This window comes from Variovorax sp. Soil_C_17 (assembly GCF_057657265.1).
The window spans coordinates 917573-937686 of the sequence record NZ_JBDGIT010000001.1 but is presented as its reverse complement, the minus strand read 5'-3'; the positions used below and the strand labels follow the sequence as shown (position 1 = coordinate 937686).

The window sequence follows — 20114 nt, the reverse complement described above, 5'->3', positions numbered from 1 at the left end:
AGTTCATCGCGATGCTGTTCATCCCGCTGATGGCATGGGCCGCGCCGTAGGTGAAGCTGTTCGAGCCCAGGTTGAAGTTGAGTGCATCGAGGCCGTCACCGGTGATATTGCCGTTGATGGACCCTCCGGCAACGTTCAGGGTGTCGGTGCCGCCGCCGAGCCGGACGGCGCCGTTGAGCACGCCTGCGGTGGTGATGGTCGCGTTGTCTCCGACTTCGTCGATGCCATCGCGGTTGAGGTCGCCGTCCCGGAGCGCGACACCGGAGGCGCCCGCATTGATCACGGCAGCCGCGCCGATGTTGGCAGTGCCTCCGGCGCCGCCAGAAAAGTGGACCGCGGCGCCTGCGCCGCCGCCCCCGGTCACGGTGCCTCCTAAGACATCCACCGCGAAAGAGCCGAAGGTGCTCGAGGCGAAGATGCCGTCGGTCCCGCCGAGCACCGTGCCCCCTGTCACCTGCACCTGGGCCAAGCCTTTGCCCGCGGTCCGCGCCCACAGCGCGATCAGGCTCGAGGACACGACGGAACCACCACTCATGGCGATGCTCGACGTACCCGTATGGCCGGCACCGGAGATGTTCGCTTGGACGGCCAGGCTGGTCGCCTGGACCTCGCCGCCGGTGATCACGATGGACGCGTTGCCTGTGCCGTTCACACCCGCTGTCGACGCAAGGATGCCTACCCCATTGCCGGAATTGAGGACCCGCCCGCCGCTCAGGGTCACTCGGGCATCGGCCGCCGCGGCGCCGCCGTTCGCCGACACGGTGGCAGCCACGCCGGTGGTGGTGATCGCTCCGCTGGCGATGTTGACGGAAGCGACCCCGCCGGTTGCAGTGGTGGCCACCGTCACCGCCGAGCCGGTGGCGGTGATCGAATCGACGCTGGTCACATTGACCGTGAGTTGGGGTGCCACCGGGCCGATGTTCGTCTGAAGCGACACGCCTTGCGCGCCCGTGACCACCATGCCTGGGTTGGCGAGATCGAGCGTGAGTCCATTCGATCCGCTGTAGGAGATTCCCGTGGCATAGCTCGCGCCCGCACATGTCAGGGTGTCCTGCCCGGCGACCTCGGCACCGCACTCGTTGGCGGCGCGCGCCGGCTGATGGACAGCGATGAGAGCGACTGCAAGTGCGATTGCCGACAAAGGAAGCAAGTGTCCAGGGTTCGTCGAGCTGAAAGCCCAGCGACCCACTCTTCGTGTCCGTCGAACGCCCTTTGCACCGCATGGGGCACCGCAAAAGCCTGAATTCATCACAACGATCCGATCACAACAAGTTGTTACTCGAATCATGCAGTGCAGTCGTCAAGCCATACGACCTGTTCAGAAGCCAAAGGTGTTCAATCTCCGCGGCTAATTTCGCTCGTGTTGCGCCATCGCGACTAACACGCCGGTCCTTGCGTGTTCAAACTGGTATTGGCCGATCGCTGCCCTCGGTCGAAGGCAATCATGGCAACGTGAACTCTGGCTCACCGACAACCAGAACAGGCTGCTTGCGCTCCTCATACCAACTGAATCGACCTCCGTGCTGGCGGAAGCCGACTTCCAAGATGTAGCAGCCGAGCAGTTCGATCAGCGCCTCCCTCGACGCCGGTGTGTCAGGACCTGAGCGGATGCCTCGGCCAGCATCGCTCACGGTCATGCCTTGGCACTGGGCTTGAAGATGTGGATGGTTTCGCCGCGCGCGAGCTTCTCCACCAGCTGGGCGATGCGCCTGGCGCGCGTCTCGGCCTTGACGGCCGTCTGTATGCGCCACAGCACCGCGTAGCGATTGGCCGCGTTGATGGTTGCAAAGAAGGCCTTGGCCGCCGGCTCGGCTTCCATCGCCGCCAGCAGATCCTCCGGCACCGCGGACGTGCGCGCTCCGTCGTAGGCCTTCGCCCAGCGTCCGTCGGCCTTGGCGGCTTCGATCTGCGCGTAACCCGGTGCTTGCATGCGGCCCGCCTCGACGAGCGCCGCGACCTTGTCAACGTTGATCTTGGACCAAATGCTGCGCGCGCGCCGCGGCGTGAAGCGCTGGAGAAAGTGCTGGTCGTCGAGGCCTTTCTTCTGGCCATCGATCCAGCCCCAGCACGGCGCGATCTCCACCGCCTCGGGGTAGGTGACGCTGGGTTCATTGGCGCCCCGCTTCGCGATCTTGAGCCAAAGGCCGTCGGAGGTGGCGTGGTTCTTCTTCAGCCAGGTCTCGAAAGCCTTGGCGCTCTTGAACAAGGTCGGGGAGGAGTCGGGTTGGACGGCGGATTTGGCGGCGGGCATCGGATGGAGTGTGCCGCAGAGAGCCGGCGCGGTTCGCTGCACAGTGGCCTCGTGCCTTGGTGCATTGTCACGGCCTCGAAAGACCGGCTGGTCCAATTGCCGCACGTGGTGTCCTTATCGGCATCGGGCACGGCCAGGGTGTCCATCAGAGCGCGAGCCAGTGAGGATGTCGTGGCGGTTGACCGGATCGCCGAAGCCGGGGACGACCCCTCCATCCAAACCATGGGGCAATTCGGTAGCAAAGACGTTGCCTCTGCGCAAGCTGTGATCTCCGAGCGTCAATCTGCGCGCCCACAACCTTCCTCAGCTATGCCGTGGCAGCAGGCAAATGTGCCAGCCCCTGCCGCTCTTCAGGATCAACGTCGAAGAGCCCTGGACGCCCGCCGATAGATCAAGATCATCGCGACCAACCCAACAAAAGCCCCCAGGTTCGCCGCCAGCGCGATCACGAACAGCAACCCCGCCACATCCACCAGAAGCAGCATCACCATCAGCGAAGCCGCCCAAAGCGCACCCCACCTCAAGATGTACAGATCCATGTAGGTCTTCAGCCAGAGGTTGTTCCTCCGCGCGATGGCATCGGCCTCCTCTGCCGACGCCGCAGGCGGAACCTGCTCGAGCAAACTCTTCGGCCACCAGAAGCGATTCCAGATCGACGCCGGGCGAGGTTCCGTTGGGCTCATCGCGACAGAGACTCCCCGCTGCTACGCCCGAGCCGGCTTGCCGGCCGCCCGCCGCCGCGTGAGCGCCAGGTTGGCAGTCATCATCGCCGCCACCAAGGTCACCAGCCAAGAGAAGTACACCCACAGCAAGAACATCGGCAGCACCGCAAACGCCCCATACAGCGCCTTGTACGTCGGCATCTTGACCAGGTACGCGGTGAAGGCGCGCTTGCCGATTTCGAAAGCCAGGCTGGCGAGCAAGCCGCCCGCGACCGCGTCGCGCAGCCGCACCTTCGTGTTCGGCACCAGGTAGAACATGCACGTGAGCACCGTCACGCCGAGCATGAGCGGCCCGAGGTCGAGCACGAAGGCGAGCGATCGCGGCAGCGCACCGATCAGCCCCATCGAAATGCCCAGCAAGTACGACGTCGCCCACAAACTCAGCCCCAGAACGGGCGGCCCGACGGCCAGCATCAGCAGGTACAGGCCGACGCGCCTGAAGAACGGGCGATTCTTTCTCACCTGCCACATCTGGTTCAGCGCGTTCTCCACGGTCAGCAACAGCGCGATGGCCGCGCCCAGCAAAAAGAGCGAGCCGACCCAGGTCAGGCCGCTGGCATTCGCGGCAAACTGGTTCAGGTACTTCAGCACGGTGCGCGCGATGTCAACCGGGAGCAGCCTGCTCAACAAGAGCTCCTGGAGCGCGTCCTTGAAGCGCCGGAAGATCGGAAAGTGCGTGAACAGCGCGAAGCTCGCCGCCAGCAAGGGCACGATCGACAGCAAGGTCGTGAAGGTCAGGCTCCCGGCAACTTGGGGAAGGCGCTCTTTCCTGGCGCGGTGGAATGTCAGGCGGGTCAGGGTGAACATCGGATCGCTGGCGGGGGACTCGGCGGGCTCGCGGGGAATGGGGCTGCTGCGGCTGGATGGCGATTGTGATGGGTGCCGTCCGCAGCCGGCCGGCAATCACTTCCTTTTTTCGCGCGGCTTGGCCTGCGCCCGCGCGGCGCCGACCTCGCGGCTCACTGTGCCGCAGTTCGTCTCTTCGCCGGGGCCGGTTTCGATCAGAGGCACCAGCGCCGCCAGCGGCCCGGCGCCCGCCAGCGCGAGCGCACCGCCAACGCGCGCAAGCAGCGGCCCCTTCACGATCTCGAAGTCGGGTTCCTTGAAGGTGCCGTGCAGACGCACCGGGGTGCGCAGCGACAGCACGCCCGCGCTCTTCGGCTTGGGCGCCACGGTGATGTCGAAGCGCTCGTGCTCGAGATCGAAGCCGCCGGTGCCGAGAATTTGCGTCTGCTCGGTGTCGACGACAAACAGGGTGGAGGTGCCGCGACCGCCTTTCACGTCGAAGACCATGCCGCCGCAATTGACGTTGATCAGCCGGTCGCCGCCCAGCAGGAGCCCCAGCACCTTGCCGCCCTGCAGGCCGCTCGCGGCATCCACCAGGTTCGAGATGCGGCCATTCGCAATGGTGGCGGCAATGCGGCCGTCGGCCTTCGCTGCCGCGTCGGCGATGGAGTTGCCGGTGCCCTTCAGCTGCAGGGCCGCGCCGACGTAGCCCGCGCCCTGGGCGATGGTGGGGCTTTCCGGGATGAGGCGGTCCAGGCGGACGCGCCGCAGGTTGATCTTCACGTCGGACTTGATCGTGGGCTCGCGCGCATCGAGCACGGCCTGCGCCGCGATGGTGCCGCCCGCAAATCCGAAGTCCAGTTGTGTGAGCTTCAGGATCGCATCGTGCAAGCTCAAGGAAGCGCGCAGGCTTTCGAGGGGCAAGGCCTTGGGGACGATCAGCTTGACCGCGACGAGGCTCGCTTCGGCGTCGATCTTCTGCAGGCGGCTGCCGTCGAAGCTACCGGCCGGGAGGATGTGGTTCGGATCGACCGCCTGATCTTTTGCCTTGGCGGCAGGGCGCGTGCGGGTTTCGGCCTGGGAGATGGCGGGCTTGCCGCCCGAGCCCTTGGTCTGCACGCCGATCATCGGCCCGAGGTCGGCCATGTTCAGCAGCTTGCTGTGCAGCTCGGCCTCGAGCAGGGGCCGCGGTTCGCGCTCGATGTAGCGGGCCTTGCCGGTGACGTCGGTGGACCCGATCTTTCCGGCAAGGTCATCCATGGTGTACTGGTTTCCCTTCAGGACCAGGTGGCCCTGCAAGCGGTAGGGCGGCGACGCAGGCAGGGGAAGCAGCAAGAAGGGATAGAGGTTGGCCAGGGTCTGGCCCTCGATGTGCAGGCGCGTGTCGATGGCCGAGATATTGGCCGCATCGGCAATGGTGCCTTCGACCTCCAGCTTCGTGGTGCCGGCGTTCAGGCTGCCTTTCAGCGGGAACGGAACGCCGGACTCCTGAAAGCTGAGGACTTCGCCGGTGAGGGCGGTACCCGAGAACGAAGCGTCGTGGTATTTGCCGCTGAACTTGTACTGCGTGGTGTAGCGAACGTTGGAGGGCTTGGCATCTGCATCCTTGACCTTCTCCTGGGTGGCCGGGTCGAAGGTGCTTCCTTGCACGTCCAGCTCGAAAGGCTCCCCGTGGTCCAGATAGCGCAGGTGACCGTGGTCGACCGACAGGGTGCTGATGCGCAGCTTGCTCGGCGTCGTCTCGGTCGGCTCGGCGAGGATCCAGTTCTTCCGGTTGTCGGGCAGGCGCTCGAAGATCAGGTCGGGCTTGGTCAGGGCCACGCGCGGAATGAGGATCTTGTCGGGGAGGTCGCGCAGCGAGACGGAAAACTCCAGCATCTCGATCTTGGCCATCGCCTCGTGCCGCGACCAGTCGGCGTTGCTGAAGTACACGTCGCGCATGCGGATGGTGGGGACGAAGCCGAGTTCGACGTGCAGGTCGGAGATCCTGAACTCGCGCTGCGTCTTCTGCGAGATGTAGCGTTCCAGGGGTGGGCGGAACCAGTTCCAGTCGAACAGAATGACCAGGACCACCCATGCCGTGACGATGGCCAGCAAGACGGGGTGCCGTCGCACGAATCGGAGCGGAGCCGATGAAGACATGGTGGTCGCGTCAACGGTGGTGGCCGTGCCTCAACAATTGGCGCGAATGCGCCGAATCAGCGTCTGCCGAAGGACGGTTTCGGTTTCGACGATGGCGGTGCCTTCGCACGGGGTCTTCGCGGCCCGGTACCGGTACCGGACCTCGACACGGTTTGGATCGATCGTGCGGATGGATCGAAGGGCAAGCGGTTCCCGGAGGGAGCCGTAGAAGGCCGAGATCTCTTCTGCCCTGAACGGCCCGCGCCCTCGCTTCGCCGGAACGACGAGGGCGGCGGCCGTGGCGCCGTCGGCGGCGGCGAGGGCGCGATAGAACTTGGCGACCGCTTCGACGGGCGCGTCGTTGCGCCTGGGGCTTGGGGCTTCAGGCGCGGCATCGTGCGACGGGTCGGCAGCGGGAGCGTTCGGCATGCTGGCGGGCGCGGGCGCAGCGGAGGGCAAGGGCCCGGGCCCGGGCTCGACCACCGATGCGGCCTCTGCCTTGGCCTCCGGCTCGACCGCTGATTCAGGTGCCGCCCCCGCGCTTGCAACAGCCGGCGGCCCGGCGTCGGTGTGCGTGAAGCTCACGTACCACCCCACGAACACCATCATCATGGCCAGCACCAGCAACGCCAGCCAAAGCCAGAACCAGGGCGTCTCCGCAGGCAGCGTGGGACCCGGCGGGCGGCTCTGCGTTCGCGGGCTCGATGGATAAGGCAGCGCCCTGATCGATTCGAGCGCGGACGGCCCGGATGCAACAAAGGTGGGCAGCCGTCGCGCGCACCCGATGCAGAACATGGCGTTGGGGCGGTTCGAACAGCCGCAGGCAACGCAGGTAACGCGTGATGAAGGTGACGGTGTCATCGCTCAGCGCCCCCGAACGGAGGAACGCGCCAAGGCGCTAGTGAACACGAAGTTGCGCCCCTTGCTTCGGTGCCTCCAGCGCCAAGTCGCCAGTCCCCGTGACGGCGATGGACTGCGCGCCGTGCAAGTACCCGCCTACAGGGCTCATGCGTCGACGGTTGACTGTCCGTAACACTCGGACGGCGGATTCGACTTGGCTCGCAGAGCTCGGCATTTCACAATCGGACGCCGAAAAAAAGAAAACGGAGTGCCTACATGAATGAACCCACCGGCGACGCGGAACTCGCGCTGCTGAACGAACGCCGCGCGCTGTTGCGCCGTTTGTCGGCGCTGGCGACGGTCGGTATGGCTTCTGGAAGCGCAGTGCTCACGGCCTGTGGCGGAGGCGGCGGCGGTGGCGGCGGGGCAGCGTTCGTTGCTGCTGCCGCAACCAGCGCCGCCCAGGCCCCCGCCCCTGCTCCAGCGCCATCACCCCCTCCCGCACCCGCACCGGCACCCGCCCCTGCTTCGGCGGCCCCGGCGCTCGGCGCCCACGTGCTCGCCTTCAACCGGGACGGCGTGACCTCTTCGTCGCTGTCCGCTTCAGGGATGACTACGCGCACGAGCGGAAGCACCCTGCTGGCCTGCGTCGGGCGGGGCCTGCTGGCAGCCGACCTGCCGACGGACACGGCAGGCAATGCCTTCGTCCAGCTCGGTGCGGCGCACACCTACACCCTCTGGCCCAACTCCGGGACGGCCTTGTATGCCTGTGCGCAGGCACGCGGCATGGCCGGCCATGCGGTCACGGTGGCGAAGCCCAAGGTCACCGACGAAACGACGCTGAGCGTCGTCGAGATCACCGAGGCCGGCTCCGTGCGCGATGCGCAGTGGCGCGAGGTTCTGGCGGGCCAGCCCTTGACCAGCGCGAGCGTCACCACCACCGGGCCTGCGCTGCTCGTCGCATGGTGGTGGGGCGATGCCGGTGTCGACCTGGACAAGACGGCGGTGCCCAACAACGGCTTCACGGTGATCGATTCGGTACTGGCTTCGGGTGCCTTGGTGCAATGCGCCGTTGCGGTCCGGCAGGTCGGCGCGGCCGGGAGCTACAACGTGACGTGGGTCTCGACGCCGCAGCAAGGGGCGCAGCTGTGGCTGATTGCGGTGCAGGCGGCCTGAAGTGCGCCATGCCATGAGCGGCCATGCGACGACCTTCATCGCCGACGCGTGAAGAGCGAGAGAAGACGGCGTGTTTTCGCAGTCCATCATTCAGCATGCAAGGCAGCGCGCGCTGGCCGACGGCGCACTGCAGCCGATCGAGACGCAAACCGTTCTCCTGGACAGCGATGGCGTCCGGTTCGTGCTGCGCACGGTGTCGAGCCTCGCGCGCAAGGACAAGGCCCACCAGGCCGTTGCCGCCGCAGATCCGCTCGGCGACTACGAGCCATCCCTGTTCGTGGGCGAGCTCGGGCCTTCGCACTACGTCCTGCTCAACAAGTTCCAGGTGCTCGACGGCCATGTGCTGATCGTCACCCGCCGCTTCGAGCGCCAGGAGCGTCTGCTTGGCGTGGACGATTTCGCAGCGCTCATCGCTTGCCTGGGCGAGGTCGACGGGCTCGGCTTCTACAACGGCGGCGCCGAGGCCGGGGCGAGCCAGCGGCGCAAGCATCTGCAGCTCGTGCCGCTCCCGCTCGACGCGGAGGGCCCGGACGGCGTACCGATGGAGCGCGTGCTCGGCACCGGCGCGCAATTGCCATTCCGGCATGCGTTCGCGCGCGTGGCGCCGCAAGCGACGGCGCCTGAATGGCATGCGCTCTATCGCGAGTTGCTCGATCGGTGCGGCATTCGCGCTGTCGCCGAGGCCGAAGGCGAAGTTCAGTCGGCGCCCTACAACCTGCTGGTGCGCCGAGGCTGGATGCTCGTGGTGCCGCGTTCGCGCGCCTGCTTCGAATCGATCTCGGTGAACGCGCTCGGCTTCGCCGGCTCGTTGTTCCTGCGTTCCCAAGACGAGCTGGAGCGCGTGCGTGCGGTGGGGCCGATGCAGCTGCTGCGCGCAGTGGCAATGCCGCAGCCCTGAAAAGCTGGCCTTGTTGCACGGACGCACTGCACTGCGTCCTACGCTCGGTAGGCATCAGCCTACACACAGACCGCACTCGGACGAAGCGCTGCGTGCTGCCACCTGCCTCAGGATGGCCGGTCCATCCGGCGCGTCAAAGAACGCCGCAAAACCCCGTCATTGAGGACCTCGACCTTGAGCAAGCCACAGCTGCTGGCATTTCTGTTGCCGCAATTCCATCGCATCCCCGAGAACGACCGATGGTGGGGCGAAGGCTTCACCGAATGGACGAACGTCAGGAAGGCGCAGCCGAGATTCCGCGGCCATCGCCAGCCGCGCATTCCGATGGACGGCCATTACTACGACCTGTCGGACCCGCGCACGCAGGACTGGCAGGCCGATCTCGCCAAGGCGCATGGCCTGGGAGGCTTCTGCTACTACCACTACTGGTTCGCAGGCCGGCAGCTGCTGGAAAGGCCGGTGGATTCGATCCTGCGGCGGGGTGCGCCGGACTTCCCCTTCTGTCTCGCATGGGCCAACGAGCCCTGGACCCGTGTCTGGGATGGCGGCGACCGCGACATCCTGATGCCGCAGAACTATGGCGGCAGGAGCGATTGGGAAGCGCACTTCCGCTATCTCGAGAAGGCATTTCGCGATCCGCGCTACATCCGGGTGGACGGCTGCCCGGTGATCCTCTTCTATCGAAGCGCCAGCATCGCCGAGTGCGAAAACATGCTGGACTGCTGGCGAAACCTGGCGGTGCAGCGCGGCTTTCCGGGGCTGCATGTCGTGAGCATGATGACGGTGTTCGGCCGCGATGCACGCAGCCATCTGTTCGATGCCTATGTCGAGTTCGAGCCCTTCTACACGCAGGCGAACCTGCCCGTGCATCTGAAGATTTCGGAGAAGGTCGCGAACGGCGCCAGCCGGCTGTGCTGGAAGTATTTTGGAAGAGGCCCTTACGCGCCCCGCAGCAGGGACTACCGGTCGATGTGGCGCGAGATTGCGAGTCGCCCCCGGCCTCCCCGCCACTACCCCGGCGCTTTCGTCGATTGGGACAACACGCCGCGCAGGCGGCTGGACACGAGCCTGGTCATGCGGAATGTCGACGTCGCCACGTTCCAGGACGGCTTCGCTCAGCTCTACGAAGGAGCGAGCCGCGCCGGAACGCGCTTCATCTTCATCAACGCCTGGAACGAGTGGGCGGAAGGCACCTACCTGGAGCCGGACGAGGAACTCGGCACGGCCTACCTGGAAGCCATCAGCGCCGTGGTCGGCCGCAACGGCGGCGAATGAGCCGCGGGTGCACGTCGGGCTGGGGCAGGCGCAACGCATCAGCTCCCCATTTCGCCGACGGCCACTTCCCACAGCCGTGAGCGCCCCTCGCGCACACGACGCAGCACGGCCCCTGCCCTATGGTCCCTCCCGGACTGGCCTTCAAGGCCAGTTCTTTTTGTCAGTGACCATTCATCAAGAAAGGGACGTCACACATGAAGCAACAACAGCACAACCGCATCGCTCTCGGCGCCTTGCTCGCGGGCCTCCTGGCCGCCAGCGGATTCGCTGCCAACGCGCAAACCGTGCAGACGCCGAAGGTCGGTGTCGGCGTGGGCGTGCAGGCCGGGGTCGACGCCTCGGGCGGTGCGGATGCGAGCACGCAGCAGCAGCAGCAGCAGCGCCAGCACCGCGGCACGCACGCGGGCGGGTCTGCGCAGACGCGAGCGGGTGCGAGTGCAGGTGCCGACTCGGGCGCCAGCAGTGCCTCGCCAACCAGCACGGTCGGCAATACGCTGGGCGGTGTCGGCTCCACGCTGAGCGGCGGGGTGCAGGGCGCGACCGGCGCTGTCGGCGGCGCGACCAATGCGGTGGGCGGCGCCACCAATGCGCTGGGTGGTGCGACCAATGCGGTGAGTGGCGCCGCCCAGGGGGCGACCGGGGCCGTGGGCGCCGGTGCCGGCGGCCAGGCGCAAGGCTCGGGCGCGATCGGCGTGAAGAAGTAAGCTGGCCATCGCCAGGAACAGAGCCCGCAGCGCTCAGGCGTTGCGGGCTCTTTTTTGCCGGACGCAGCTCAGTGTGCCGGCAGCCGCGGATGCTCGAAGAAGAAGCGCAGCATTTCGGCGCTCGCATCGGGGCCGCGGGCGTCGGTGTAGGAGCCCTTGGCGCTGCCGCCCGCCCATGCATGAGGCGCACCGTGAACGGTCCAGTGCTCGGCAAGCACCCGTCCGTCGGCGGATCGGTGCAAGCGGCGCGTCGCGGTGCGGGCACCCTTGCCGTTCACATGCTGGACCTCGACCGTGGTCGTGTCGCCGACGCAGGCCGCGATGACCTGCTCGCCATTGCTGGCGTGAACGGTTGCATCCGCATCGCCATGGAAGACGATGGTGGGCATGCCGCTGGCCGCACTGCCGGCGGGAACGCCGCCGCTCTTCATCGCCATCAGCGCAGCCGGCAGGTCGGATGCGACACCGGCCGCCAGCCCGGAGTGGACGCCGACGGCCGCGTACAGGTCGGGATACGCCTCGCCGAGGATGGCGGCCATCGCGCCGCCGGCCGACAGCCCTGCGACATACACGCGTTGCGGATCGATCGCGTAGTGCGTCATGACCGCGCGCGTCATGCCCGCCAGGAGCGCGGGCTCTCCGCGATCTCGCTTTTGATGGCTGTGCTTGAACCAGCTCCAGCAGGCTTGCGGGTTCGCGCGGCGCGACTGCGCGGGATACAGCACGAAGAAGCCCTGTGCCAGCGCGGCCTCGTTCATCCCGGTTCCGGCGGCGAAGTCGTCGGGGTCCTGCGTACAGCCGTGCAGCATGACGACCAGCGGCAGGGGGCGCTGGCCCGCCTCGGGTGGAACGTAGAGCTTGTAGTCGCGGCGGCCGGCAGCATCGGAAAAGCTGCCGGGGACGAAGCGGCCCGGAACGGGGACCGGGTCGTACGCGGCAGGCGCGTCGTCGAAGATGCCGGGCAGTGGCGGCTGGGGGACGTGCCTGGCCTCCACGTCGATCACATCGCCGGCTTCGCTGGTGCTCGATGGCGCGACAGGTCCACGCCCGCGACCCAGCGCGGCCTGGATTGCGGCGGTTGCGGCGCGCAGGTCGCCGGCGCGCGTCAGCCGGGTTGCTTCTGCCATCAGGTGCTTGAAGTCGATGTTCATGGGTGGCCTTCGGGTTGGGGTGGGTCAGTGGATGCGGGCGGACAGCGCCGCCTTGACGGCGGGGCTCGCGTGGAACGCGCCCAGCACCGTGATGGATTCGATGGTGGCGAGCGCCAGCGCCGGTGTGACATCGGGCGCGATCACGGCCAGGCCGAGCACGCGTATCTGCAGCATCTGGCCGGCCGCCTTGGTGGCTTGCAGGTCGGCAGCGCCGTAATGCTGAATGCCGAGCACCAGCGACTTGCGCGAGGCGACCTGGCGCACGACGTCGACCTGGGCGGCAAGCTGGTTGCGGATGGCCGTGCGGATCAGATCGGTGCGATTGGCATAGAAGCCTTCCTGCACCAGCAGGTCGATCTGGCCGAGGTCCACGCAACCGACATTGATGGTGATCTTTTCGTCGGCGGGCCGGGGCGAGGCCATGAGGGAAGCACTTTTGCGGGGCATGGGGCCATCCTAACACCATCCAAGAAGATGGTGTACGGATGGTTATTGGATGGCGTAGCGCGCTTCGGACCGCGAGAGGAGCGCCTGCGCTTTTGGAAGCAGAATCGCTTTTCTCAACTCGCCCCGGGGGAAGGCCAGATGGAAATGGAAGACATCAATGCGCGGCTGCGTGCGCTCGAATTGCGGGCCGTCGCGCAGACCACGGCGATCGCCGTTTTGCTCCACGAGCAGCCCAACGCATCGGCAAAGCTGCACCTGGTGGCCGAGCATCTCGTCGATGCGCCGCCGGTGCCGTTGTCCGACGAGGACCTGGTCAAAGTCGCCGCCTACATCCAAGCCATGCTCGGCGGTCCCTGGATCGAGTAATTGCGGGAGATGCCGCGGCCGGCCATCTTGTGCCGTCCTGTGCCGTCCTGTTCGAGAATCGCCCGATGTCCGAAGTCCTCATCTATCACAACCCCGCCTGCGGCACCTCGCGCAACACGCTGGCGCTGATTCGTCACGCGGGCATCGAGCCTGTCGTGGTCGAGTACCTGAAAACGCCGCCGAGCCGCGCGCAGCTGCGCGAGATCGCGGCGGCCACGGGGCAGCCCTTGCGCGCGCTGCTGCGCGAGAAGGGCACGCCCTACGCAGAGCTGGACCTGGGCAATCCGAAGTGGAGCGATGACGATCTGCTCGACTTCATCGCCCGGCATCCGATCCTGTTGAACCGCCCGATCGTGGTGACGCCGCTGGGCACCAAGCTGTGCCGGCCTTCGGAGGAAGTGCTGGAGATCCTGCCGGCGGGGACGGTGGCGCCCTTCACCAAGGAAGACGGCGAGCGCATCAGCGACAGCGGGAAGCGCCGCGCGACCTGAGCGTCGTGAAGAAGCGCCCGGCCTCGCGGCGAGGCTCGAGGCGCTTCTTCTTCCTGCCTCCCTGAGAGCGGAGCACGCGTGCCGGCGCGTGCGGGGATCGGTGTGACAGCATGTGAAGGCCTTCGATCCCTGGGTCTCATCGTAGGCACGTGCGGGCGTCCTGCCGATCCCGCGTTTGCGCGATGGCCTGGCGTTTGTTCCAGAATCGACGCGAGGCGGCTTGCCGCCGGCGGCCCGTCACGCGTTGCGGGCCCTGTTCGCAGATGGCATTTAAACGTCGAGGAGCACCATGGACATCCCTGAAGAAGACGCACCGGACTCTCCGGCAAGCGAACCGCGCAGCAGTTCCTATCTCGAAGAAAAGGCCTTCAAGTCGCGCACGCTGCTGATCTTCGGCACGATCACCGACGTTGCGGCGCGCGACGCGACGCGCCGGCTGATCGCGCTGGACGCCGACAGCGACGCACCCATCGACATCCTGGTGAGCTCGCCGGGCGGCCACCTGGAATCGGGTGACGCGATCCACGACGTGGTGCGCTTCATCTCGGCGCCGGTGCGCATGATCGGCACCGGCTGGGTGGGCAGCGCGGCCACGCACCTGTACTTGGCTGCACCGCGCGAACGGCGCTTCTGCTTGCCGAACACGCGCTTCCTGATCCATCAGCCCAGCGGCGGCGCCGGCGGGCCGGCGAGCGACATCGCGATCCATGCGCAGGAGATCATCAAGGCCCGCGAGCGCATCGCGCGCACCATCTCGCGCGAGACCGGCAAGTCGTTCGAGGCGGTGATGGCCGACATCGAGCGCGACCGCTGGCTGTCGGCCGAGGAGGCGGTGGAGTACGGGCTGGTGTCGCGCATCATCGAGCGCAAGAGCGAGTTGAAGTAGGAAGGTGGCTTTGACTTGCCTGCGATCAATAGCCGCTTCTGCCGCATCAACCAGTGGGCCGTAACAGTCGATTCGGGAGTGAAGGCCGTGTCAACGGCGTGCAGGGCAAGGCGCAAAGCGCAGCAATAGCCGAAGCTATTGCGAGCATTTGCAACGCCGCCATGCGCGTCGTTGGCGCGGCAGGCACTTCCGAATTGGCTGGTACGGTCCACTCGTCAGGCAGCCTCGAGGAGCTCGATCGTTGCGAGCTCTTCGGCGAGTTCCTCCTTGGCAATGGCGGTCTCGTAGTCCTTCTGGAGATTCGTCCAGAAGCTGTCGCTCAGCCCGAAGGCCTTGGACAGGCGCAAGGCGGTGTCGGTCGTGATGCCACGCTCGCCAGAGACGATGGCTGCGATGCGAGTCACGGGCACATGGATCGCCTTCGCCAGGCGGTACTGCGTGATGCCCATGGGCTTCAGGAACTCCTCGGCAAGGATGTTGCCGGGGTGGGGGTACGGTACTTGGCGCGTCATGGAGACTCCTTTCTTGACGTAGATTCAGGGCCTCAGTGGTAGTCGATGATCTCCACGTCGGCTGGGCCCGCCTTGGCCCACTTGAAGCAAACGCGCCACTGATCATTGACGCGAATGCTGTGCTGACCTTTACGGTCACCGGCCAATGCTTCAAGGCGATTGCCCGGCGGAACTTTGAGGTCATCGAGCATGGCAGCGGCATTAAGCATTGCGAGCTTTCGCATCGCTACCGTGGCGATGTTCGCCCATCGCGGCACCCGGGAGCCTTCGAAGAGGCGGCGAGTGTCCTCGTCCTTGAAGCTCTGAATCATGAATGCATATTAACGTTCAGCGTTATTAACGTCAAACGTTGATAACGCAGTGCGTACTTAATCGCCCTGTTCCTACAAGGGGCCCCTGCCGGACCAAAGAAAGCCAGGGCGCGATCGAAATCGGTCACGCTCACGAATACATGTGAAAACACTTCCGTCTCCTTGACGCAGCACTGCAGCGGCGTGGATCACCGCATCACGCCCGGAATGCTTGTCCTGCCTTGCCGCCTTGGATAAGGTTGTCGGTTTGCCCCCGACGCCTTGTCCCTGATGAACAAGCCCCTCCTCACATCGCTGGCCCTTGCTGCCTGCTGCGCCACCTCCTTTGCCCAAACGCCGAAGCTCCCGCTCGAAAGCAACGACGAGGGCTCGATCTACGTCAGTCCCAACCTGTCGCCGACCGAGAAGGCGGCGACCGCGAACGGCGCGACGCTGGGCCTGCAGCGCAAGGACGGCAGCGGCGTCTATGGCGGCATGGACACCTCGGGCACGCGCCCGAACTACTCGCTGGGCGCGAGCACGGGCGGCGATGTCTCCTTCACCGCCGGCGCGCACACGGACGGGAAGGACAACAAGGGCATCAAGGCGGGGGTGACGATCCGCTACTAGGCGCTGCTAGAAAGGCGCCGACAGCTCGGCGCCCTCTTGCGCATCGCTCGATGCCTGCAGCGCAGCCAGCTGCCGGCGCAGCGTCTCGTTCTCGGCCGTGAGCTCGGCCACGCGCCGGCGCAGGGCCTGGAGTTCGTCGCCGGGTGGCGCGCTTTCCTGCGGCGCCTCGGCGCCCTCTTCGCGCGGCTTGCGCTTGGATTCGCGCACGCGCTTGGCGGCCTGCTTGAGCTCGTCCTTGCCGGCGACCACGGCGGCGACCTGCTCTTCGGCCGGCAGGGTGGCCACCGCAGCGGCGGCGTTGATCGAGATGGTGCCGGACTTGACCGCCGCGACCAGCTCGGGCGCGGCCTGCTTCCGGATCTTCTCGATCATGACCACCTGGCTGCTGCTCAGGCGCGCGGCCTTGGCGACGGCTTCGCGGCTGTCGAGCGGAGCGGGCAGCGGGGCGCTGCCGATGGGCTCGGCCGAAGGCGCGCTCGCCGGCACCTCGGGGGCCGGTGCCGGGCCGGCCGCGGCACGCGAGCGCCGCTCGGCCACGATCTCCTTCTTGCGCAGCGCCAGCACGCCGCGCTGGAAATCGGAAATGCTGCGCCGGCCCAGGTGCTGGTCGATCATCCACAGGTGCACGTCCTCCAGCGTGCGAAAGCGCGTGTTCTGCACGGTCTGGAAAGGAAGGCCGTGCTTGCGGCAGATGCCGTGGCGGTTGTGGCCGTCCACCAGCACGTCGCCCCACAGCACTAATGCATCGCGGCAGCCCTCGGCCAGCAGACTGCGCTCCAGGGCTTCGTACTCCTCCGGGGTCAGCGGGTCGATGTAGGCCTTAAGTTCTTCGTTGACGACGATGTCCATGGGTGCGAGAGCCGGGGTCGGGAGAAAGGGCCCGCATTGTAGAGAGCCGTCTTCGAGGAATCGGCGGGCAAGCGATTGCGCAAGATGCTGACGATCAGCCGGTCCGGCACGCCGGCATCGTCGGATGCCTGCCCCGCCGGGAACGAACAAGCATCATGGACAGCCCAGTCCCCTCGACCGCCGCCACCAAGCCTGGCGCACTGCTGGTGCCCGGCTGGGACGACAACCACCGGGAGCGCTACCGCGCCCTGGTGGACGGTCTCGCGGCCCGGGGCTGGGCCTGCCGTCTCGTCGACCTGCCCAACGAGTCGTGGTCGCCGGCCGAGCGCGCAGCCGTAACGCGCGAAGACAACCTGCGGGATGTGCTGGCCGCCTACGACGCGCTGGCCCGCGAGCCGGGCGTCGAGCGCGCCGGGATCGGCCTCATCGGCGTGAGCTACGGCGGCTACCTGGCCGCGTTCGCGAGCGGCCTGCGCCCGGTGCGCTGGCTCGCGCTGCGGGCGCCGGCGCTGTACCGCGACCGGGGCTGGTCGAGACCCAAGGAGGATCTCGACAAGGAAGACCTGGCCGCCTACCGCTTGCTCCGGCTGCGCCCCGAGGACAACCGCGCCCTGGCGGCCTGCGCCGCCTTCCGGGGCGACGTGATGCTGATCGGATCGGGCAGCGACGACACGGTGCCGCGCCCCGTCATCGAGAACTATGCGGCCGCCTTCGCGCACGCGCGCTCGCTGCGCACGCAAATGCTGGAGGGCGCGGATCACGCGCTCTCGCATCCCGATTGGCACGCGGACTTCCGCCGCAGCCTGTTCGACTGGCTGGCGCAGCGCCGCACCGAGCCGAACGAGGACGCGACCGCCGCGCGCGCGCCGGCGTGCCCACGCAAGCTGCGCATCCTCGTGGTCGAGGACGAACCGGACATGCTGACCGTCACGCTGGAGCTGCTGCAGACGCTCGGCCATTGGGTCACCGGGGTGAAGAGCGCGGAGGTGGCGATCAATCGATTTCTCGAGGGCGCCTTCGATCTGCTGATGACCGACGTCAACCTGCCGGCGCTCTCCGGGCTGGATCTCGCGCAGAAGCTGCAACGGCATGGCTTTCCGGTGGTCTTCGCCACCGGCAGGCCGCCGCCGTCCCGGCTCGCGCCCGGGACCTTCTGGCTGCAGAAGCCCTACACGGTGGCGCAGCTCGAGGAGGTGCTGCGCGCCGCGTCGGCGCTCGTGCCCGCGGGGCCGCGCGGCATTGGCTAGGCGCTCGTGGAAGGGAGAAGATCGGGGGATTTCCAACCCCCGAACCAGGACCGAGACATGGCCAACGAATTCCCCTACGCGCACTACAGCGCGCTCACGCTGAAGCCCCATCCCAACGGCATCCTCGAAGTGGTGATGGGCGCCTCGCAGAGCGCGAACAAGAAGCTTTCGACCGCCGATCACAACCTGCACCGCGAGCTGGCGTCGATCTGGAGCGACATCGACAAGGACCCGCAAACGCGCGTGGCGCTGATTCGCGGCGAAGGCAAGGGCTTCTCCGCCGGCGGCGACCTGGGCCTGGTGGAGGACATGGCGAACGACTTCAACGTGCGCGCCCGGGTCTGGCGCGAGGCGCGCGACCTGGTCTACAACGTGATCAACTGCTCCAAGCCGGTGGTGTCGGCCATGCACGGCCCGGCCGTGGGCGCCGGGCTGGTCGCGGGGCTGCTGGCCGACGTGTCGATCGCCAGCACCACGGCACGCATCATCGACGGCCACACGCGCCTGGGCGTGGCGGCCGGCGACCATGCGGCGATCGTGTGGCCGCTCTTGTGCGGCATGGCCAAGGCCAAGTACTACCTGATGCTGTGCGAGGCGGTGTCGGGCGAAGAGGCCGAGCGCATCGGCCTGGTCTCGCTGGCGGTGCCGGAGGACCAGCTGGTGGCCAAGGCCTTCGAGGTGGCCGAGAAGCTGGCCGCCGGCTCGCAGACCGCCATCCGCTGGACCAAGTACGCGCTCAACAACTGGCTGCGCCTGGCCGGGCCGACCTTCGACAGCTCGCTGGCGCTGGAATTCATCGGCTTCTCGGGGCCGGACGTGCAGGAGGGCATCGCCTCGCTGCGCGAGAAGCGCAGCCCGAAATTCGATCCGTCCTGCCCCTTCTAAGCCGGGGTCACTTCCTGCCCTTGCGCCGGGCGTCGTGCTTGCGCCAGTACTGGAATTCGTCCTCGTGCACTTCGAGGTCGAGCTCCGAGATGCGCACCTGCAGGCGCTCCTGGACCTCCGCGACGGCCTGGTTGTAGATCACGGGCCCGACCTCCTCGACGAAGAAGCTCAGGAGCGCGCCGGCGGCGATGTTGCCGATGCGCTCTTCCATGTTTTCCTGAAAGTAGCGCTCGATCGACTTGATCGCTTCGCTCCTGGCTTCCTTGTCGAGCTCGATGGGCATGGTGCTTGGGCTTCGTGGTGTCGAGTGGCGACTGTACGGGAGCCGCCTGCTAATCTGTCGCGCCCCGCTCCGCCATGACCGACGCCCAGCTCTTGATGCTTTTCGACGCCGCACTGCGCGGCATGCTGCTCGCCCTGCTGCTGCTCCTGGCCTGGGTGCTGGCCCGCGACCGGCCTCGCCTGCCGGCGGCCCGCACGGCGCTGGCGATGTTGCTGGGGCTGATGGTGCAGGTGATCAGCTCCACGCCGCAGTTCGAGGCGCAGGTGCCGCGCCTCTGGCAGGCGCCGCTGATCGCGATCTCGGTGGCCAATGCGGTGCTGTTCTGGATCTTCGTGCAGGCGCTGTTCGACGACGACTTCAGGCTCAGGCCGCTGCACGCCGCCGCCTGGCTGGCGGTGGCCGCGCTGGCCGGCTTCAATTGCGCGGCGACGACCTCCGGCAGCGCCGCGCCGGCGCTCACGATGGGCCTGCAGCGCGGCGTTCCGCTGTTGTTCTCGGTGCTGGCCACGATCGCGGCGGCGGCGCACTGGCGCGCGGACCTGGTCGAGGGGCGGCGCCGGCTGCGGGCCTTCATCGTGGTGACGGGCGTGGCCTACACGCTGGCGATGCTGGTGGCGCGGCTGGCATCGCCGCAGGGCCGGCTCTCGGGCACGACAGCGACGGTGGACACGGCACTGTTGCTGGTGATCGTGGCGGTGAGCGCCTTCTGGATGCTGCGGCTGGCCGGCTCCGAGATCTTCCCGTCCGAGCGCGCCGTGCCCTCCCCGGCGCCGCACGCGAATCCGGCCGGGGCCGAGCGCGTGGGCGCCGAAGACGGCACCGCGCTGCCCGCACCCGACCCCGCCGACCAGGCGCTGGCCGAGGCGCTGCAACGCCTGATGAACGAGGAGCGCGCCTACCGGACCGAAGACCTGAGCATCGCCGGCCTGGCCGCCCGGCTGGGCACGCCCGAGTACCGGCTTCGCCGGCTGATCAACCAGCGCCTGGGGCACCGCAACTTCAACGCCTTCGTCAACGGCTTCCGGCTGGCGGAGGCGCGCACTGCCCTGGCCGATCCGGCGCGCCGCAGCCTGCCGGTGCTGAGCATCGCGCTGGAAGCCGGCTTCCAGTCCATCGGCCCCTTCAACCGCGCCTTCAAGGCCGCCACCGGGCTCACACCCACCGAGTACCGCCGGGAAAAGCTGGCCGATTCCTGAAATCGGCGAGCCGAAACATGGGTTTCGTCGCATTCGGCCAGACGCAGCGGCCGCGGCGCGGCATCGTCCGCATCACCGCAGGCAGGGGCCTTCGGACCCGAGAAAAGG

At 67.3% G+C, this 20114-nt stretch carries 23 protein-coding genes; 11 read left to right on the top strand and 12 right to left on the bottom strand.

Annotated elements, in window-relative coordinates:
• Nucleotides 1–1442: 1442 nt before the first annotated feature.
• The 6 genes from AC3A6Y_RS04455 to AC3A6Y_RS04430 form a co-directional block, all read right to left on the bottom strand.
• Nucleotides 1443–1637 carry a hypothetical protein gene (locus AC3A6Y_RS04455; protein WP_487867021.1) on the bottom strand — a complete coding sequence of 65 codons (195 nt, stop codon included), beginning with the start codon at nt 1635–1637 and terminating at the stop codon, nt 1443–1445.
• Nucleotides 1634–2251 carry a YdeI/OmpD-associated family protein gene (locus AC3A6Y_RS04450; protein ID WP_487867020.1) on the bottom strand — a complete coding sequence of 206 codons (618 nt, stop codon included), beginning with the start codon at nt 2249–2251 and terminating at the stop codon, nt 1634–1636. The genes AC3A6Y_RS04455 and AC3A6Y_RS04450 overlap by 4 nt, the downstream gene beginning before the upstream one ends.
• Nucleotides 2252–2607: 356 nt before the next feature.
• Nucleotides 2608–2934 carry a hypothetical protein gene (locus AC3A6Y_RS04445; RefSeq protein WP_487867019.1) on the bottom strand — a complete coding sequence of 109 codons (327 nt, stop codon included), beginning with the start codon at nt 2932–2934 and terminating at the stop codon, nt 2608–2610.
• 21 nt (nt 2935–2955) lie between these two features.
• The gene (locus AC3A6Y_RS04440) at nt 2956–3876 is read right to left on the bottom strand and encodes a YihY family inner membrane protein (protein WP_487867018.1); all 921 of its coding nucleotides are present in this window, start codon (nt 3874–3876) and stop codon (nt 2956–2958) included.
• The gene (locus AC3A6Y_RS04435; RefSeq protein ID WP_487867017.1) at nt 3877–5874 is read right to left on the bottom strand and encodes an AsmA family protein; all 1998 of its coding nucleotides are present in this window, start codon (nt 5872–5874) and stop codon (nt 3877–3879) included. It lies immediately after the preceding gene.
• Between the two features lie 57 nt (nt 5875–5931).
• A complete protein-coding gene (locus AC3A6Y_RS04430) occupies nt 5932–6675 on the bottom strand; it encodes a hypothetical protein (RefSeq protein ID WP_487867016.1) in 744 nt (247 codons plus the stop codon).
• Nucleotides 6676–6996: 321 nt separating this feature from the next.
• Here AC3A6Y_RS04430 and AC3A6Y_RS04425 point away from each other — a divergent pair, with 321 nt between their 5' ends.
• The 4 genes from AC3A6Y_RS04425 (at nt 6997) to AC3A6Y_RS04410 (ending at nt 10773) form a co-directional block, all read left to right on the top strand.
• On the top strand, nt 6997–7896 hold the full coding sequence (locus AC3A6Y_RS04425) for a hypothetical protein (protein WP_487867015.1): 900 nt from the start codon (nt 6997–6999) through the stop codon (nt 7894–7896).
• 70 nt (nt 7897–7966) lie between these two features.
• Nucleotides 7967–8794, top strand: coding sequence for an ATP adenylyltransferase family protein (locus AC3A6Y_RS04420; protein ID WP_487867014.1), 828 nt, complete (start codon nt 7967–7969; stop codon nt 8792–8794).
• Between the two features lie 174 nt (nt 8795–8968).
• Nucleotides 8969–10069 (top strand): glycosyltransferase WbsX family protein, encoded by a 1101-nt coding sequence (locus AC3A6Y_RS04415; protein WP_487867013.1) that lies wholly within the window; start codon nt 8969–8971, stop codon nt 10067–10069.
• A 194-nt stretch (nt 10070–10263) separates the two neighbouring features.
• The gene (locus AC3A6Y_RS04410) at nt 10264–10773 is read left to right on the top strand and encodes an adhesin (protein ID WP_487867012.1); all 510 of its coding nucleotides are present in this window, start codon (nt 10264–10266) and stop codon (nt 10771–10773) included.
• 68 nt (nt 10774–10841) lie between these two features.
• On the opposite strand, the gene AC3A6Y_RS04405 is transcribed toward AC3A6Y_RS04410, so the two are convergent.
• Both AC3A6Y_RS04405 and AC3A6Y_RS04400 read right to left on the bottom strand, forming a co-directional pair.
• Nucleotides 10842–11924, bottom strand: a complete 1083-nt coding sequence (locus AC3A6Y_RS04405; RefSeq protein WP_487867011.1) for an extracellular catalytic domain type 1 short-chain-length polyhydroxyalkanoate depolymerase — start codon at nt 11922–11924, stop codon at nt 10842–10844.
• A gap of 24 nt (nt 11925–11948) precedes the next feature.
• Nucleotides 11949–12371, bottom strand: a complete 423-nt coding sequence (locus AC3A6Y_RS04400; RefSeq protein ID WP_487867010.1) for a CopG family transcriptional regulator — start codon at nt 12369–12371, stop codon at nt 11949–11951.
• Nucleotides 12372–12398: 27 nt separating this feature from the next.
• Here AC3A6Y_RS04400 and AC3A6Y_RS04395 point away from each other — a divergent pair, with 27 nt between their 5' ends.
• The 3 genes from AC3A6Y_RS04395 to AC3A6Y_RS04385 all read left to right on the top strand — a co-directional run bounded on the left by AC3A6Y_RS04395 (nt 12399) and on the right by AC3A6Y_RS04385 (nt 14114).
• On the top strand, nt 12399–12737 hold the full coding sequence (locus AC3A6Y_RS04395; protein ID WP_487867009.1) for a hypothetical protein: 339 nt from the start codon (nt 12399–12401) through the stop codon (nt 12735–12737).
• A gap of 65 nt (nt 12738–12802) precedes the next feature.
• On the top strand, nt 12803–13228 hold the full coding sequence (arsC, locus tag AC3A6Y_RS04390) for an arsenate reductase (glutaredoxin) (RefSeq protein ID WP_487867008.1): 426 nt from the start codon (nt 12803–12805) through the stop codon (nt 13226–13228).
• A gap of 289 nt (nt 13229–13517) precedes the next feature.
• Complete coding sequence (locus tag AC3A6Y_RS04385) at nt 13518–14114, top strand: ATP-dependent Clp protease proteolytic subunit (protein WP_487867007.1); 597 nt, start codon at nt 13518–13520, stop codon at nt 14112–14114.
• A gap of 215 nt (nt 14115–14329) precedes the next feature.
• Here the strand turns inward: AC3A6Y_RS04385 and AC3A6Y_RS04380 are convergent, their stop codons facing one another.
• Both AC3A6Y_RS04380 and AC3A6Y_RS04375 read right to left on the bottom strand, forming a co-directional pair.
• Nucleotides 14330–14626: a HigA family addiction module antitoxin gene (locus AC3A6Y_RS04380; protein ID WP_487867006.1), complete on the bottom strand. Its 297-nt coding sequence runs from the start codon at nt 14624–14626 to the stop codon at nt 14330–14332.
• Between the two features lie 32 nt (nt 14627–14658).
• Entirely contained in the window at nt 14659–14937 is a 279-nt protein-coding gene (locus tag AC3A6Y_RS04375) for a type II toxin-antitoxin system RelE/ParE family toxin (protein WP_487867005.1), read from the bottom strand.
• Nucleotides 14938–15207: 270 nt separating this feature from the next.
• Between AC3A6Y_RS04375 and AC3A6Y_RS04370 the strand changes: the two genes are divergently transcribed.
• Nucleotides 15208–15546, top strand: coding sequence for a hypothetical protein (locus AC3A6Y_RS04370; RefSeq protein ID WP_487867004.1), 339 nt, complete (start codon nt 15208–15210; stop codon nt 15544–15546).
• 6 nt (nt 15547–15552) lie between these two features.
• On the opposite strand, the gene AC3A6Y_RS04365 is transcribed toward AC3A6Y_RS04370, so the two are convergent.
• A complete protein-coding gene (locus AC3A6Y_RS04365) occupies nt 15553–16395 on the bottom strand; it encodes a ParB N-terminal domain-containing protein (RefSeq protein ID WP_487867003.1) in 843 nt (280 codons plus the stop codon).
• Between the two features lie 155 nt (nt 16396–16550).
• Between AC3A6Y_RS04365 and AC3A6Y_RS04360 the strand changes: the two genes are divergently transcribed.
• Nucleotides 16551–17642 (top strand): alpha/beta fold hydrolase, encoded by a 1092-nt coding sequence (locus tag AC3A6Y_RS04360; protein ID WP_487867002.1) that lies wholly within the window; start codon nt 16551–16553, stop codon nt 17640–17642.
• Between the two features lie 57 nt (nt 17643–17699).
• The gene (locus tag AC3A6Y_RS04355; RefSeq protein ID WP_487867001.1) at nt 17700–18527 is read left to right on the top strand and encodes an enoyl-CoA hydratase/isomerase family protein; all 828 of its coding nucleotides are present in this window, start codon (nt 17700–17702) and stop codon (nt 18525–18527) included.
• A gap of 7 nt (nt 18528–18534) precedes the next feature.
• Here AC3A6Y_RS04355 and AC3A6Y_RS04350 read toward each other — a convergent pair whose 3' ends face one another.
• Nucleotides 18535–18810 (bottom strand): DUF2164 domain-containing protein, encoded by a 276-nt coding sequence (locus AC3A6Y_RS04350; RefSeq protein WP_487867000.1) that lies wholly within the window; start codon nt 18808–18810, stop codon nt 18535–18537.
• Between the two features lie 74 nt (nt 18811–18884).
• Here AC3A6Y_RS04350 and AC3A6Y_RS04345 point away from each other — a divergent pair, with 74 nt between their 5' ends.
• Nucleotides 18885–20006, top strand: coding sequence for an AraC family transcriptional regulator (locus AC3A6Y_RS04345; RefSeq protein WP_487866999.1), 1122 nt, complete (start codon nt 18885–18887; stop codon nt 20004–20006).
• Nucleotides 20007–20114 lie beyond the last annotated feature (108 nt).

Coding starts and splice junctions, on each gene's coding strand:
- AC3A6Y_RS04455 (WP_487867021.1), bottom strand. CDS start 1,637: ATGACCGTGAGCGATGCTGGCCGAGGCATCCGCTCAGGTCCTGACACA.
- AC3A6Y_RS04450 (WP_487867020.1), bottom strand. CDS start 2,251: ATGCCCGCCGCCAAATCCGCCGTCCAACCCGACTCCTCCCCGACCTTG.
- AC3A6Y_RS04445 (WP_487867019.1), bottom strand. CDS start 2,934: ATGAGCCCAACGGAACCTCGCCCGGCGTCGATCTGGAATCGCTTCTGG.
- AC3A6Y_RS04430 (WP_487867016.1), bottom strand. CDS start 6,675: ATGTTCTGCATCGGGTGCGCGCGACGGCTGCCCACCTTTGTTGCATCC.
- AC3A6Y_RS04425 (WP_487867015.1), top strand. CDS start 6,997: ATGAATGAACCCACCGGCGACGCGGAACTCGCGCTGCTGAACGAACGC.
- AC3A6Y_RS04410 (WP_487867012.1), top strand. CDS start 10,264: ATGAAGCAACAACAGCACAACCGCATCGCTCTCGGCGCCTTGCTCGCG.
- AC3A6Y_RS04405 (WP_487867011.1), bottom strand. CDS start 11,924: ATGAACATCGACTTCAAGCACCTGATGGCAGAAGCAACCCGGCTGACG.
- AC3A6Y_RS04400 (WP_487867010.1), bottom strand. CDS start 12,371: ATGCCCCGCAAAAGTGCTTCCCTCATGGCCTCGCCCCGGCCCGCCGAC.
- AC3A6Y_RS04395 (WP_487867009.1), top strand. CDS start 12,399: ATGGTGTACGGATGGTTATTGGATGGCGTAGCGCGCTTCGGACCGCGA.
- arsC (WP_487867008.1), top strand. CDS start 12,803: ATGTCCGAAGTCCTCATCTATCACAACCCCGCCTGCGGCACCTCGCGC.
- AC3A6Y_RS04385 (WP_487867007.1), top strand. CDS start 13,518: ATGGACATCCCTGAAGAAGACGCACCGGACTCTCCGGCAAGCGAACCG.
- AC3A6Y_RS04380 (WP_487867006.1), bottom strand. CDS start 14,626: ATGACGCGCCAAGTACCGTACCCCCACCCCGGCAACATCCTTGCCGAG.
- AC3A6Y_RS04375 (WP_487867005.1), bottom strand. CDS start 14,937: ATGATTCAGAGCTTCAAGGACGAGGACACTCGCCGCCTCTTCGAAGGC.
- AC3A6Y_RS04370 (WP_487867004.1), top strand. CDS start 15,208: ATGAACAAGCCCCTCCTCACATCGCTGGCCCTTGCTGCCTGCTGCGCC.
- AC3A6Y_RS04365 (WP_487867003.1), bottom strand. CDS start 16,395: ATGGACATCGTCGTCAACGAAGAACTTAAGGCCTACATCGACCCGCTG.
- AC3A6Y_RS04360 (WP_487867002.1), top strand. CDS start 16,551: ATGGACAGCCCAGTCCCCTCGACCGCCGCCACCAAGCCTGGCGCACTG.
- AC3A6Y_RS04355 (WP_487867001.1), top strand. CDS start 17,700: ATGGCCAACGAATTCCCCTACGCGCACTACAGCGCGCTCACGCTGAAG.
- AC3A6Y_RS04350 (WP_487867000.1), bottom strand. CDS start 18,810: ATGCCCATCGAGCTCGACAAGGAAGCCAGGAGCGAAGCGATCAAGTCG.
- AC3A6Y_RS04345 (WP_487866999.1), top strand. CDS start 18,885: ATGACCGACGCCCAGCTCTTGATGCTTTTCGACGCCGCACTGCGCGGC.